This is a genomic window from Streptomyces sp. NPDC088147 (assembly GCF_044741565.1).
Lineage (GTDB): Bacteria > Actinomycetota > Actinomycetes > Streptomycetales > Streptomycetaceae > Streptomyces.
Genome location: NZ_JBIUSY010000002.1, coordinates 412,305 through 425,452 on the forward strand (window position 1 = coordinate 412,305; position 13,148 = coordinate 425,452).

A 13,148-nucleotide genomic window follows, 5' to 3' on the forward strand; every position below is an offset into this window, starting at 1 on the left:
TAGCGCCGCTGCTGCCCTTGCTGGCGTTCTTTTTTAAAATCCACACCCCCCCCCCCCCCCCCCCCCCGCCCCGCGCCCCCCGGGGGGGGGGCCCCCCGCTTCTCGTGTCGTGGCTTCTTGTGTCGTTGCTTCTTCTGTCATGGGTGTCCGCGGGTCGTGTGTCATCGGTGCCCGCGGGCCGGCGGGCGCCCGCGGTGGACGCTCGCCGGCCCGGACATCTCAACCGCGCCCGGGTCCAAGGGCCTTGCGGCCACCGCTGGGCGGCAGCGCGGCGCGTGGGGACCGTTCGGGGCGCACCGGCGCGGGCTGCTCGATACGGAGCGCGAGCGCGGGGCAGCGGCGCACCGCGCGCTGCGCACGCCCGCGCAGATGCATCGGAACCGACGCGTCCGCGAGCGCCGGATAGCCGTCGGGCCCCATCCGGATCAGCTCGGGGACGATGTCCGCGCACAGACCGTGGCCCTGGCACAGCGTCCAGTCCACGGCGAGCTTCTCCCCGCTCGGAATGGACTCCTCCGCCTCCTGGTAGCCGGGTCCCGGCAGCGGCAGCACACCCGTCGTCTCGCGCCCGCAGCCGCCGTCCAGCACATGCGCGGCGAGGTCGTCGGTGAACGCCGACAGGGTGGAGGCGAAGAACCGCGCGGAGCCGTCGGGGTGCTTGCAGGCCCCCCGGCCCTTGACCGCCTGGGTCACCGCGCGCAGCGCCTCCAGCGCGGCCTGGCCGCCGCCGTTGATGACATCGGAGAGGCCGCCCGCCGCCGCGGGCAGCCCGAGCTTGCAGGGGCCGCACTGCCCCGCCGTCTCGGCCGCGAGCCAGTTGGCGACCCGTAGCGCCTCACCCAGCGGGCAGGTCTCGGGGCCGATCGGCAGGATCGCGCCCGCGCCCAGCGCGCCGCCGAAGGAGGCGAAGGACTCCTTGGAGATGACGGCCTCGTGCGCGGCCATCGCGTCGATCCAGTTGCCGTGGTAACCGCCGGTCAGCACGCCCTGGGGCATCGGCGGGGCGCCGGCCATCTGGAGGATGTACCGCAGCGGCACCCCCGACGGCGCCTCGACCACCATGGGACGGGCGACCGCGCCGGAGATGGTGAGCAGGACCGTGCCCGGCTCGCTGTCGAGCCCGGTGTGGCCGTATCGGCGCGCGCCGATACGCGCGGCGACGGCCAGCTGGGCGAAGGTCTCGGCGTTGGACAGCAGTGTCGGGAGGCCGGCCACCCCGGACTCGGCGGCGCGCTCGCGGCGGCCCGGCGGCAGGGCGGGCCCGCCGCCGATGGCGCGGATTACGGACGACGCCTCGCCCGAGACCATGCGCTCGGGGGTACGGATCACCCGGGCGCGCAGCGCCTGGCCGCGCCGGTCGGACAGGCCGCGTTCGGCGAGGGCCGCGCGGATCGAGACCTCGGTGGAGTTGCGGGTGACGGCGACGACCAGGGTGCGGGCGCCTAGCGCCTCGGCGGCCAGCAGCGCGCCGTCGAGTATGAGGTGCGGGGCGCGGTTGATCAGGACGGTGTCCTTGCGGCACGGGGGCTCGCCCTCGCTGCCGTTGATCACGACGACCGGCCGTACGCCGCGGCGGATCGCGGCCTTGGCGACCGCCCGCAGCTTCTTGCCGAAGGGGAATCCGGCGCCGCCGCGGCCGGTCAGGGAGATGTTCTCGGCGAGCTGCGCCAGCCGCTCGCCGGTCATCGGCTCCAGCGGCCCGTGCACCTTGAGATGCATGGGCAGGTCCAGGCGCTCGACCAGGTCGAATCCCTGGGTCAGCTGGGGGAGGCCGACGACACGGACTTCGGGGACGTCGGGGAGCGGGGTGTTCACGGTCGGTCTCCTGCGGGTGCGTGCCAGGGTTCCCCGGCCGGGGGCGGATAGAGGGGGCCGGGCGGGGGATCGGCGGGATCGGGCGCGGCCTGTGGCGGCGTGGCCTGCCCCGGGGACGCCGGGCCGGGCGCGGCCGTACCGGGAAAGGCCGGGCCGGGAAAGGCCGGGCCGGGAAAGGCCGGGCCGGGGAAGGCCGGGCCGGGGAAGGCCGACGCCTGCCCCGCGTACGACCCGCCCGCGTATGACCCGCCCTCGTAGGCGGGGGTGGAGTCCGTGTCGTACGGGGGAACGGCGCCCGTCCCGTACGCGGGGACCGATCCGGTGTCGTAGGTGCCGGTGCCGTACGGGGACGCTCCCGACGGGCCGTAGGCCGAGGCGGGGCCCGCGTCGTACGGGGGCGGTGTGTCCGGGGCCGGGGCGTACCGCGGTGAGGTCCCGTACGTGGGGATCGCGCCGGAGTCGTAGGGGGTCGACGTGGGCGGGGCGGAGGCCTGCCCCGGCCGGGGCGGGGAGGGAGCGGGCCAGCCGCCCTGCCTGCCCGTGGGCTCCTCGGGGATGACCGGGATCTCCTCGGTCATCGGTATGCGCTCGGCGAGCGGTATCCCGCCCGGGGGCGGCCCGGGGGGCGGGGGCGGCGCCGGCATCCGGGTGGTGGCCTCCGTCCCGAGCGAGACCGCGCGGTAGCCGGCGGAGAGGCCCGTGCCGGTGTCCGCCAGCGGGTCGGCGCCGAGGCCCTGGTACGCGTCGGCGCGGGGGGCGATGAAGGTGTCGGCCAGCGGGTCGACGGCCGGGGAGGGATCGGCCGACGGCCGGGGCGCCTCGTACAGCGGAGGGGAGGGGGCGGCGAGCCGCGGCGGCGAACGGGGCGGGTCGAGCGGCGATCCCGGCGACGGGCCGGGCATGGCGGGCTCGCGCTGGAGGCGCCCCGCGTACCGCGGCTGCGGCGGAACGCCGACGGCGCCGGGGAGCGGGTCCGAGGCGAGATCGCGCCGGGACGGCTCGCTCTCCGCCGTCTCGCGGGCGGCTCCGGCCGCGTTCGTCCCGTTCGCCCCGTCCGCGCCGGTCAGCGTCACGATCCTGTCGGCGATCCGGCGCTTGAGCGGGCGGGGGAAGAGCCGTACGGACACGGCGGCGGCCACCCCGGCCAGGGTCAGGCAGTACAGCGTGGTGACGTACGTGGCCGCGGGACGGCCCGCGAAGAGGCCGTGCACGAGAGCGAAGCACCAGGCCGGGTAGGCCAGCATGTGCACCGCCCGCCAGCGCCCCGCGAACCGGCCGGGGAGGGCGAAGGCGCTGCGCATCGCACCGGTCGTGGCGGCGACGATCATCAGCAGTCCGGCGAGCGAACCGAAGCCGATGAGGCCGTTGGCGCCGTCGATCCCGAGGCCGAACGGCACCAGGGCGCCGATCAGCGCCACATGGCCGAGCGAGACCTTGACGGTGACGTGCAGCAGCAGAAAGCCGAGCGAGGCCACCGCCGTCGCCCGGTGGACGCCTTGAGCCAGCAGCCGGTGCCGCGGGGACAGCAGCAACCGGTCGGTGGCTATCAGGCCCCAGACGACGGCCCCGGACAGGGACAGCAGCGACAGCACGCCGGCGCCGAAATCGAGGAAGGCGCGGAAATCGTCGCCTCCCGCGACGGCGAGGAGCGGTACCAGCACCAGCGCGGCGACGGATACTCCGCCCTGTATCTGCCGGCTCTTGGCGGGATCCAGGCTGAGCGGTGAACTGGTCTTGCGTTGAGGGTTCATGGGGGGCAACTCCGAATGGCTCGGGAAAGCGGTCCCGTTGCCGCATGCTAGGTGGCGCCATACCGGGCAGTACCCGGTTTGCAGGTTTAGCCGGGGCAAGGTGAGTTATCCGACTCCGCGGTTGCCCGGATAGGGGCTGATACGCGGAGTAAGGCGGGTGCGGTGCTTCCTTCGGAGCTCCCCCGGGGGCCTCCGACACGCCCAATGCCGCCTCCCTGTCAAGGTCTTCTGTCAACCTTTTCGCTCGCTCTCACCCATTCCTGCGCGTACTCTCCCCGGGGTCTCCCGGTCTCCTCCTCGCGGTCTCCCCGGACTCTCCCCTTCCGGGCGACCCCGGGCGTGACCGGGGGTGTGGCCTCGGTGTGGCCTCGGGGTGGCCTCGGGTGTGATTACGGGCGGGTTCACGGGCGTGTTCACGCGGGGGACGGAGGACGTGATCACAGGCGATGTCGCACCGCGTGATACGCCGGTGCGGGCCCTCCGGGCGCTGCGGTACCCTGGCGCCATGCGTGCCGTACGCCTTCTGCTTAGCGGGCCGCGCTGATCAGTCCCGACGGAGACGGATGACAGAGATCCGGTCGGAATCGGCGCGGCGTCCCCTCCTGTGTGAGGGGCCTTTTTCGTTCACCGGCCGGCGCCGCCATTCGTCGAATGGCACGGCCGAATCCGCTGGCAGAGACGATCGATGGAGCTTCAGAGAATCATGAGCGAGACGAATTCCGCTGCTGCCGAGCCGGTGGCGCCGCACCGCTACACGGCGGCCCTGGCCGCCGACATCGAGGCACGCTGGCAGGACTTCTGGGACGCCGAGGGCACGTACGAGGCACCGAACCCCACGGGCGATCTGGCCGGCGACCCGGAGCTGGTCGCGAAGCCCAAGAAGTTCATCATGGACATGTTCCCGTACCCGTCGGGCACGGGTCTGCATGTGGGCCATCCCCTGGGCTATATCGCCACCGATGTGTTCGCCCGCCACCAGCGCATGACCGGGCACAACGTGCTGCACACGCTGGGCTTCGACGCCTTCGGCCTGCCGGCCGAGCAGCACGCGGTCGCCACCGGCACACACCCCCGGGTGTCGACCGAGGCCGCCATGGACAACATGAAGGTCCAGCTGCGCCGGCTGGGGCTGGGCCACGACAAGCGCCGGTCCATCGCGACGATCGACCCGGACTACTACAAGTGGACCCAGTGGATCTTCGTACAGATCTTCAACTCCTGGTACGACAAGGACGCGGACAAGGCGCGTCCGATCGAGACGCTGGTGGCGCAGTTCGAGAGCGGGGAGCGCGCGACGCCCGACGGGCGCCCGTGGAGTGCGCTGAACGCCGCCGAGCGCGCCGACGTCCTGGGTGAGTACCGGCTGGCGTACGCCTCCGACGCGCCCGTCAACTGGGCGCCCGGTCTGGGCACCGTCCTGGCCAACGAGGAAGTCACCGCGGACGGCCGCTCCGAGCGCGGCAACTTCCCGGTGTTCAAGGCGAAGCTGCGCCAGTGGAACATGCGGATCACCGCCTACGCGGACCGGCTGCTGAGCGATCTGGACGAGCTGGACTGGCCCGAGGCCATCAAGCTCCAGCAGCGCAACTGGATCGGGCGCAGCGAGGGCGCGCGCGTGGACTTCCCGGTCCATGTCGGTGACGACGGTCACGCGGACGCCATCACCGTCTTCACCACGCGTCAGGACACGCTGTTCGGCGCCACGTACATGGTGCTGGCGCCGGAGCACGACCTGGTCGAGAAGATCGTCCCGGCCGCCTGGCCCGAGGGCACGCACGACGTGTGGACGGGCGGCCACGCGTCCCCCGTCGAGGCCGTCGACGCGTACCGCAAGCAGGCCGCGTCGAAGTCCGACGTCGAGCGGCAGGCCGAGGCGAAGGACAAGACCGGTGTCTTCACCGGCGCGTACGCCACCAACCCGGTCAGCGGCGACCGCGTACCCGTCTTCATCGCCGACTATGTGCTGATGGGGTACGGCACGGGCGCGATCATGGCCGTACCGGCGCACGACAGCCGCGACTTCGCGTTCGCGCGCGCCTTCGAGCTGCCGATGCGCTGTGTGGTCGAGCCCTCGGACGGCCGCTCCACCGACCCCGCGGAGTGGGACGACGCGTTCGCCTCGTACGACGCGCGTCTCGTCAACTCGGCCGGCGAGGACATCTCGCTGGACGGTCTGGGTGTCACCGAGGCCAAGGCGCGGATCACGGAGTGGCTGGCCGCACGCGGTATCGGTGAGGGGACGGTCAACTTCCGGCTGCGGGACTGGCTGTTCAGCCGTCAGCGGTACTGGGGCGAGCCGTTCCCGATCGTCTACGACGAGGACGGTACGGCGCACGCGCTGCCCGAGTCGATGCTGCCGCTGGAGCTGCCGGAGGTCGACGACTACTCGCCGCGCACGTTCGACCCGGACGACGCGGACACAAAGCCGGAGACGCCCCTGTCGCGGAACGCGGACTGGGTCGATGTCGAGCTGGACCTGGGCGGGGGCGAGGGCGTCAAGCGCTACCGCCGGGAGACCAACACCATGCCGAACTGGGCCGGTTCGTGCTGGTACGAGCTGCGCTACCTGGACCCGCACAACAGCGAGAAGCTGGTCGACCCGGCCGTCGAGCAGTACTGGATGGGCCCCCGCGAGGGGCAGCCGCACGGCGGTGTGGATCTGTATGTCGGCGGCGCCGAGCACGCCGTACTGCACCTGCTGTACGCGCGCTTCTGGTCGAAGGTGCTGTTCGACCTGGGGTACATCTCCTCGGCCGAGCCGTTCCACAAGCTGTACAACCAGGGCATGATCCAGGCGTTCGTCTACCGGGACAGCCGCGGCATCGCGGTGCCGGCCGTCGACGTCGAGGAGCGGGACGGCGCCTACTGGTACGAGGGCGCGAAGGTCAGCCGCGTCCTGGGCAAGATGGGCAAGTCCCTGAAGAACGCGGTCACTCCGGACGAGATCTGCGCCGAGTACGGCGCGGACACGCTGCGGCTGTACGAGATGGCCATGGGCCCGCTGGACGTCTCGCGGCCGTGGGACACGCGCGCGGTCGTCGGCCAGTACCGGCTGTTGCAGCGGCTGTGGCGCAATGTGGTGGACGAGGCGACCGGTGAGGTCACCGTCGTGGACACCGAGCCCGACGTGGACACGCTGCGCGCGCTGCACAAGGCGATCGACGGGGTCTCGCAGGACATGGCGGGGCTGCGGTTCAACACGGCCATCGCGAAGGTGACCGAGCTGAACAACCAGCTGACGAAGACGGGCGGCCCCGTCTCGCGGTCGGTCGCCGAGCGGCTGGTGCTGCTGATCGCGCCGCTGGCCCCGCATATCGCCGAGGAGCTGTGGCGCCGGCTGGGCCACTCCGACTCGGTCGTGCACCAGGACTTCCCGGTCGCGGACCCGGCGTATGTGGTCGACGAGGCCGTGACCTGTGTGGTGCAGATCAAGGGCAAGGTCAAGGCGCGGCTGGAGGTCTCCCCGTCGATCTCGGACGAGGAGCTGGAGGCGCTGGCGCTGGGTGACGCGGCGGTGGTCGCGGCGCTGGGCGGCGCGGGCATCCGGAAGGTGATCGTGCGGGCGCCGAAGCTGGTGAACATCGTTCCCGCGTAGGACCGTGCCGTGTGGTAGCGCGCAGCGCTGGGTCGTGCCGCGTGGTGCCGCGCCGTGCAGGGCCGTGCGGTGTGGTGCCGCGCCGTGCAGGGCCGTGCGGTGTGGTGCCGCGCCGTGTCGTACCGCCGGGCGTAGTACTCGCGTGGTGTAGTGCGGGGCCCGTGTGGTGCGCGCACGGTGTGGTGCGGCCCTGTGTGGTACCCGCACGGTGTAGTAGCGCTTCGTGTGGTGCCCGCCCCGGTACGGCACCGCGTCGCGGGGCACAGGGCTTTCCCCTACGGGCAGGTTGGGGGTTCCTGAGGAACCCTCGGCCTGCCTGTTCCGTTTACCGTGGAAGAAGCGGTGAGCGGGAAGCCGCTCCCGAACACGGCCGAATGCGAAGGGGCGCCCATGGACGTCGTGATCCTTGTCGTGGCGCTGCTCTTCGTCGCCTTCGTCGCGCTGGGGGTGTTTGTGAGCGTGAAGGCGGTGCGCGCGGCCAAGCGGGGCGTCGACCGTACGATCTCGCAGGCGCGCCGGACAGTCGAGGACACCACGCTGCGCGCCAGGAGCATCGGGCAGACGGGTGCGGCGGGAGAGCTGGCGCAGCTGCGGCTGAGGCTGCGGACCTCGATGCGGGCCACGCAGGACGCGCTCCAGGCAGGCGCGGCGGAGGACGCCTCGCTGGCGGAGTCGGTGCAGCTCTTCCAGCGGCTGAGCGCCCACGGCCTCGAACTGGACGACGAACTGCGGCAGCTGGAGCGGGACCCGGACCGGGCGAGGGTCACGGAGCGGCTCCAGGATGTGCGTGAGCGTACGGAACGGGTCACGCACGCGGCGGACTCACTGCGCTGGGCGGCGCGGGACCGGGCGCAGAAGTTCGCGGAGGACGATCTGTCGTCGCTGAGCGCGCAGATCGACATGGAGGCCGGGGCGCTGCGCCACTGGTCGCCGGCGGAGGGACGGCCGGAGGGACAGCCGGAGAGGGAGCCGACCGTATGGCCGGAGCCGGAGGGTTCCGGAGCCGGGGCCGCCGGCGCGGAGCACGCGGGCCCCGCGGGCGGCGACCAGGGCAGGCCCGAGGCGATCGAGCCGCCGGATCCGCGGCGGCAGCAGACGTACCCCTGGCAGAAGGCGCCGGGGAAGACCAGGCCCGAGACCACGACGTGACGGTCGTTCCCGGGCTACTGCTCCACGGCTCCACGACCCTGTGGCTTTACGGCCTTACGGCCTTACGGCCTTGACGGTTCGGGACCACGATCCGACGGGGGATCACGGCGTACGCGAGGGCGGAAACGATCACTGACGCGGGGGCGGGCTGCCGACCGAGGGCGACGACGGGTAACCTCCCGCTCATGTCCCGCCATGTCGCGATCGTCACCGATTCCACGGCCTACCTGCCGCCGCAGACGATGGAGCGCCACGGCATCACCGCGGTGCCGCTGACCGTCGTCCTCGGTGACCGCGCGCTGGAGGAGGGGACGGAGATCTCGGCCCGTTCGCTCGCCCTGGCGCTTCAGAAGCGACGCTCCGTGACCACCTCACGGCCGAGTCCGGACGTCTTCGCCGCCGCGTACCGGAAGGCCGTCGAGGCCGGTGCGGCCGGGATCGTCTCCCTGCATCTGTCGGCCGAGTTCTCCGGGACATACGACGCCGCCGTGCTCGCGGCGAAGGACGCGGCCGTGCCGGTACGGGTGGTGGACACCGGGATGGTGGCGATGGCGCTCGGGTTCTGCGCGCTGGCGGCGGCCGAGGCGGCGGAAGGGGGCGGCACGCTCGACGAGGCGGTGGCCGCCGCCGAGAAGCGGGCCGCCGGGACCTCCGCGTACTTCTACGTGGACACGCTGGACTACCTGCGCCGGGGCGGCCGTATCGGCGCCGCACAGGCGCTGCTGGGCTCCGCGCTCGCGGTGAAGCCCCTGCTCCAGCTGGACGGCGGGCGTATCGAGCTGCTGGAGAAGGTGCGTACGGCGTCGAAGGCGATCGCGCGGCTGGAGGAGATCGTCACCGAACGGGCGGGCACGAGCGAGGTGGACATCGCCGTGCACCATCTGGCCGCGCCCGAACGGGCCGTGACGCTGGCCGAGCGTCTGCGTGAGCGGGTGCCGGGTCTGGTGGATCTGCATGTCAGCGAGGTGGGCGCGGTGATCGGGGCGCATACGGGGCCGGGGCTGCTGGGGGCCGTGATCTCACCGCGCTGACCGGCTGACCGGCTGATCGCGCCGACTGGCCTGACCGCGCTGACCGGCTGGGGCGGGTCACTCGTAAGGGTGACCGAGTTATCCACAACTCGCTTGTTGTCCACGGGAATTCGGCCTGCTCGGCGGGGTCGGGCAGATGTGCCTACCGTCTTGTGGCATGGCTCTCCGAACACGCTCCGTAATCTCCGTCACCAGTGGCCCCGGCCGTGCCCCGGGCTCCGACGGCCGGGCCCGGCATGGGCGTCATGGCCGTCCGGGCCGCCCGCGGACCCGCCCGCGGACGGCGCTGTCGCGCGTGGGCGACGCGGACGGTACGACTCCGCCTCCGATCCCCTCCCATCTTTCGATCACCCCTCACCCTCCGATCACCGACCCGCCCCCGGTCAGCGCGCCGGCTGTCACCGACCCGCCTCCGATCAGCACGCCGCCCTCGCACACCGCTCCGTCCACCGTCCGGACGGATGCGCGGCGCCGCGCGGAAGCGCTCTTCGGCGATGGGGTGTCGGGGACGGGTGGGAGCGGCGCCGCGCCGCGCGTGGCGGACGCGGTCGTGGCGCCGGACACGACTCGGGCGGGGCGCGTGCGCGCGTGGGCGGGGTCCGCTCTGCGTGAGCGGCTGCCCCTGTGGGTGCAGCTCAGATGCGGGCTGGAGCCGCGGACACTCGCGGCGCTCGCGGTGGTCCTGGTGGTGGGCGTGATCCTGGCGGGACACCACTTCTGGAGTGGTCGGCCGGGGATGGTCAGGGCTCCGGAGAATGTGGGCGCGGCGGCCGTCGTCCCCGAGGCGTCGCCGGGGACCTTGCCCGCGCCCGCGTCCTCGCCGTCGCCCTCCGCCCGTGTCGTCGTCGATGTGAGCGGAAAGGTGCGGCGGCCCGGAGTCCTGCGGCTGGCGGCCGGGTCACGGGTCGCCGACGCGCTGCGCGCCGCCGGGGGAGCGAAGCCGGGTGCGGACCTGACCGGGCTCAACCGCGCGCGGGTGCTGATGGACGGGGAACAGGTGCTGGTGGGCGGCCCCGCTCCACCGGCGTCGGGCGTCGGCGCCGGCCCGGCCAGCGGCACCGGGGCCGGCGCCGGGGCCGCTGTCGGGCCGGTGAGTCTCAACGCCGCCACACCGGAACAGCTCGACACGCTCCCCGGGGTCGGTCCGGTGCTCGCCCAGCACATCATCGACTACCGCGGCAGGCACGGCGGTTTCCGGTCGGTCGATGAACTGCGCGAGGTCAACGGCATCGGGGAGCGCCGGTTCGCGGACCTCCAGTCCCTTGTACGGCCATGACGCGCACGGTGGTTCACGCGACGGCCGGCCACCGCCTGGGGTCCGCCAACCCCCGTCAGGAGGCCCCGGCCGATCTCCGGCTGGTCCCGCTCGCCCTCGCGGCATGGGGGGCGGCGGCCCTGGCGCTGGGAACCCCGGGGCACTGGACCGCTATTGGCGTGGTGGCCTGTCTGTCGGCCGCCGCGCTGCTGCTGGTGTGGTCAGGCGGCGGGCCGGGGCGGCGGCCCGGACGACGGCCCGGCCCGCGGCGCGGGCGACCGCTCGGGCGGCGGCTCAATGGTGTGGCCGTCGCGGGGATGCTGCTGTGCGGCGCCGCCGGGGCGGCGTCCGCCGGGCTGCACGGCGCCGATGTGCGGCGGGGTCCCGTACCGGGCCTGGCGGAGCGATACGCCCGTGTCACCGCGGAGTTGACGGTCACCTCCGACCCCCGGCCCACACGTCCCAGGGTCCGCGGTGACCGGATCGCGGGTGGCGGGTTCGTCCTGGACGCCGACCTCGTCCGGCTGACGACGCCCAGGGGCGGGACCACCACCGGCCGGACGCCCGTCCTGGTGATCGTCGCGCCCGGTGAGCACCCTGGCCGGTGGCAGCGGCTGCTGCCCTCCACGGGGCTGCGGCTGACCGGGAAGCTCGCGCCTCCCCTGCGTGAGGACGACCGCTACGCCGCGGCGTTACGGGTGGAGGGGACGGGCCCGCCGCTGGTCACCGGAGCGCCGACCCGCGTCCAGCGCACGGCCGGAGAGCTGCGTGCCGGGCTGCGTGAGGCGGCCGACGGGCTGCCGCCCGATGCCCGTGCCCTGCTGCCGGGGCTGGTCGTCGGTGACACCACACGTGTTCCGCCCGAGCTGCACGACGCCTTCGCGGCGACCGATCTGCTGCATCTGATGGCGGTCTCCGGAAGCAATCTGACGATTGTGCTCGCTCTGCTGATCGGGCCGGCCGGGCTGGCCATCAGGGCCGAACGGCGCGGGCTCGCCGCGCGGCTGGGGATCTCACTGCGATGGACGGCACTGCTCGGCGGGGGGCTCACGCTCGCCTTCGTGATCGTCTGCCGTCCGGAGCCGAGCGTGCTGCGGGCCGCCGCCTGCGGGGCGATCACGCTCCTCGCCATCGGCACGGGCCGCCGCAGAACCCTGCTCCCGGCGCTGGCCGCCGCCGTTCTGCTGCTGGTGCTCTACGACCCCTGGCTGGCGCGGAGTTACGGCTTCCTCCTCTCCGTACTGGCCACCGGCGCCCTGCTCACCATCGGGCCGCGGTGGAGCGCGGCGCTGGTGCGGCGCGGGGTGCCGCCACGGCTTGCCGAGGTGCTGGCCGCGGCCGGCGCGGCGCAGGCGGTGTGCGCGCCCGTGGTGGCCGTGTTCGCGGCCAGGGTCGGGCTGGTGGCGATCCCCTGCAACCTCTTCGCCGAACTGGCGGTGGCCCCGGCCACGGTCCTCGGCTTCGCCGCGCTCGCCGTGGCGCCCGTGGCGATGCCGGTGGCCGAGGTGCTCGCCCGCTGCGCGGGGTGGCCGGCGGGGTGGATCGCGTCCGTCGCCCGCGTCGGCGCGTCCCTGCCGGGCGCGGAGGCCGCCTGGCCCGGCGGCTGGCGGGGCGGGCTGCTGCTCGCCGGCGTGACGGCCCTCGTCCTGCTCGCCCTGCGCCGTGTTCCGCGCCATCCCTGGACGGCCGCCGTCTGCGCCGTACTGCTGCTGCTCGCGGTCCTGCGCCCGCCGCCGCTCACCCGGATCGTCACCGGATGGCCGCCACCGGGATGGACGTTCGCGCTGTGCGATGTCGGTCAGGGTGACGCGGCCGTGCTCGCGGCGGGCGACTCCACGGCCGTGGTCGTGGACGCGGGACCCGACCCCGTGCCCGCCGACCGCTGTCTGCGGGACCTTGGTGTCACGCGCGTCCCGCTGCTGGTGCTCACCCACTTCCACGCCGATCACGTCGCGGGGCTGCCCGGCGTCCTGCGGGGCCGTGCGATCGGCGCGATCCAGGCGACGGCCTCCGAAGTCCCCCCGGAGCAGGCCGCGTTCGTACGGAGAACGGCGGCCGCGGCGCGGGTGCCCGTCGTCCGCGCGCGGCCCGGCGAGCAGCGCCGGATCGGACCGCTGACATGGCGGGTGCTGTGGCCACGGGCCGGGACGGCCACGGCGGCCGGGGGGCCGAACGATTCCAGCGTCACGCTGTTCGTACGGGTCGCGCGGGGCCCGACGCTGCTGCTCCTCGGCGATCTCGAACCGCCCGCCCAGCGCGGCCTCCTGCGTGACTATCCGAGGCTGCCACCGGCGGATGTCCTCAAGGTGGCCCACCACGGCTCGCCGTTCCAGCACCCGGGGCTCCTGCGCGGTGTCCGCCCCCGGCTGGCCCTCATCTCGGTGGGCCGGGACAACACCTACGGACACCCCTCGCCCCGTACCGTCGACGCGCTCCGCGCCGGAGGAGCGGCGGTGCTCCGTACGGACACGGACGGAGCGATCGCGGTGGTCGGAGCCGGGGCCGGGCTACGGGCCGTGCCCCGGGGGCGGGCCTCGTCCCAGGCGCGGTGA

General features: G+C 73.7%; 7 protein-coding genes. 5 read left to right on the forward strand and 2 right to left on the reverse strand.

Translation table 11 applies throughout. From position 1 onward, the window contains the following. Positions 1-219: 219 nt before the first annotated feature. Together ACIOGX_RS07130 and ACIOGX_RS07135 are read right to left on the reverse strand one after the other, a co-directional pair. Positions 220-1,815 (reverse strand): NADH-ubiquinone oxidoreductase-F iron-sulfur binding region domain-containing protein, encoded by a 1,596-nt coding sequence (locus ACIOGX_RS07130; protein WP_382517969.1) that lies wholly within the window; start codon positions 1,813-1,815, stop codon positions 220-222. Then, positions 1,812-3,566 carry a hypothetical protein gene (locus tag ACIOGX_RS07135; RefSeq protein WP_401910992.1) on the reverse strand — a complete coding sequence of 585 codons (1,755 nt, stop codon included), beginning with the start codon at positions 3,564-3,566 and terminating at the stop codon, positions 1,812-1,814. The genes ACIOGX_RS07130 and ACIOGX_RS07135 overlap by 4 nt, the downstream gene beginning before the upstream one ends. 703 nt (positions 3,567-4,269) lie before the next feature. Between ACIOGX_RS07135 and leuS the strand changes: the two genes are divergently transcribed. From leuS to ACIOGX_RS07160, 5 genes are all read left to right on the forward strand, one after another. Continuing rightward, positions 4,270-7,161 (forward strand): leucine--tRNA ligase, encoded by a 2,892-nt coding sequence (gene leuS, locus ACIOGX_RS07140; protein WP_356506504.1) that lies wholly within the window; start codon positions 4,270-4,272, stop codon positions 7,159-7,161. 390 nt (positions 7,162-7,551) lie between these two features. Next, entirely contained in the window at positions 7,552-8,310 is a 759-nt protein-coding gene (locus tag ACIOGX_RS07145; RefSeq protein ID WP_356506506.1) for a hypothetical protein, read from the forward strand. 185 nt (positions 8,311-8,495) lie between these two features. Then, on the forward strand, positions 8,496-9,341 hold the full coding sequence (locus tag ACIOGX_RS07150) for a DegV family protein (RefSeq protein ID WP_356506508.1): 846 nt from the start codon (positions 8,496-8,498) through the stop codon (positions 9,339-9,341). A gap of 580 nt (positions 9,342-9,921) precedes the next feature. Further along, positions 9,922-10,617 (forward strand): helix-hairpin-helix domain-containing protein, encoded by a 696-nt coding sequence (locus ACIOGX_RS07155; RefSeq protein ID WP_401910997.1) that lies wholly within the window; start codon positions 9,922-9,924, stop codon positions 10,615-10,617. After that, positions 10,614-13,148, forward strand: a complete 2,535-nt coding sequence (locus tag ACIOGX_RS07160; protein ID WP_401911000.1) for a ComEC/Rec2 family competence protein — start codon at positions 10,614-10,616, stop codon at positions 13,146-13,148. The genes ACIOGX_RS07155 and ACIOGX_RS07160 overlap by 4 nt, the downstream gene beginning before the upstream one ends.

Coding starts and splice junctions, on each gene's coding strand:
- ACIOGX_RS07135 (WP_401910992.1), bottom strand. CDS start 3,566: ATGAACCCTCAACGCAAGACCAGTTCACCGCTCAGCCTGGATCCCGCC.
- leuS (WP_356506504.1), top strand. CDS start 4,270: ATGAGCGAGACGAATTCCGCTGCTGCCGAGCCGGTGGCGCCGCACCGC.
- ACIOGX_RS07145 (WP_356506506.1), top strand. CDS start 7,552: ATGGACGTCGTGATCCTTGTCGTGGCGCTGCTCTTCGTCGCCTTCGTC.
- ACIOGX_RS07150 (WP_356506508.1), top strand. CDS start 8,496: ATGTCCCGCCATGTCGCGATCGTCACCGATTCCACGGCCTACCTGCCG.
- ACIOGX_RS07160 (WP_401911000.1), top strand. CDS start 10,614: ATGACGCGCACGGTGGTTCACGCGACGGCCGGCCACCGCCTGGGGTCC.